At 42.9% G+C, this 1,254-nt stretch carries 1 protein-coding gene; it reads left to right on the top strand.

Annotated features, from left to right (window positions below):
- The first annotated feature begins 16 nt into the window (after positions 1 to 16).
- Positions 17 to 1,221, top strand: a protein-coding gene (locus R7P69_RS24790) for an IS3 family transposase (protein ID WP_086026666.1) whose coding sequence is annotated in 2 segments (ribosomal slippage) — positions 17 to 368 and positions 368 to 1,221 — 1,206 coding nt in all. Because the reading frame shifts where the segments join, the coding sequence is not laid out codon by codon here.
- Positions 1,222 to 1,254: the final 33 nt, after the last annotated feature.

The raw sequence follows: 1,254 nt of genomic DNA, 5'->3' as shown, positions 1-1,254 counted from the left end.
AAAATTGGAGAGTGTTATGAAATCAACAACTAAAAGAACTCAGCGCGATTACTCCCTCGCTTTTAAACTCACTGTAGTTGATGAGGTTGAAAAAGGAAGCCTCACTTACAAACAAGCCCAAGAGAAGTATGGCATCCAAGGTTGCTCTACGGTTTTGGTTTGGCTTCGTAAGCATGGTCGACTAGATTGGTCTAAAGGGACACCTAACTTTATGTCCAAAGGAGACTCTATGACCGAGTTCAACTCACCTCCTACACCAGAGCAACGTATTAAAGAGCTTGAAAAGCAGCTCGAAGATGCTCAACTCAAAGCCGACTTCTTTGAAGCTGTCGTGAACGTTATGGAACGTGACTATGGTGTTAGAGTGACAAAAAAGCACAAAGAAGCGTTGTCCAAGAGAAAACCATAGTAGGTTTGAGCGTTACGAAGTTTTGTCAGTTAGTACAAATCTCTCGCCAAGCTTATTATAAGCAATGCCAAACTCAATCTCGTTGTGAACATCATGAGCATACTGTCATTGGCTTTGTCCGTGAAGTCAGGCTGAAGCAGCCACGCATTGGCACGCGTAAACTGAAGTTCTTAGCAGCAACAAAGGGCATTCAAATAGGTCGCGATAAGCTCTTTGAACTTCTCAGAAAGCATCGGCTGTTAGTGAGAGCAAGACGAGCCTATCACCGAACGACTGACAGCCGTCATCGATTTTTCTGTCACCCAAACAAAGTGAAAGATGGGCTGACACCAACGAAGCCAGAACAACTGTGGGTTGCTGATATTACTTACTTGCCAACTCAAAATGGAGAGAGTTATCTCAGCTTGGTTACAGACGCTTATTCAAGGAAGATTGTTGGTTTTTATGTGGATGACAACATGAAAACTCAATCAGTTAAGCGGGCATTTATCTCAGCTCTCAGGCAACGGCAGAGTGAAGAAAAGCTAATACACCACTCAGATAGAGGCTCACAATACTGTTCGAAGGAATATCAAGATATCCATAAGAAACATAGAGTGACTTGCTCAATGACAGACGGGAATGACTGTTATCAGAATGCTTTAGCTGAGCGTGTAAATGGGATACTCAAAATGGAGCTCTTGCTGAAGAAACCGAAAGATCTGAAAGAAGCAAGGACGATGGTAGCAGAGTCCGTAGATATCTATAATCAAATGAGGCCTCATACGGCTTTAAAATACAAAACGCCCGATGAAGTACATCGAGCGTTTTAGTTAAAAAGTGTCAACCCATATCAGGACGGGTCA

The organism is Vibrio sp. 661 (assembly GCF_033339315.1).
In the GTDB taxonomy this organism is placed as follows: Bacteria; Pseudomonadota; Gammaproteobacteria; order Enterobacterales; family Vibrionaceae; genus Vibrio; species Vibrio alginolyticus.
Note: the sequence above shows the minus strand (reverse complement) of the source record. Positions and strands in the feature narration are given on the sequence as shown.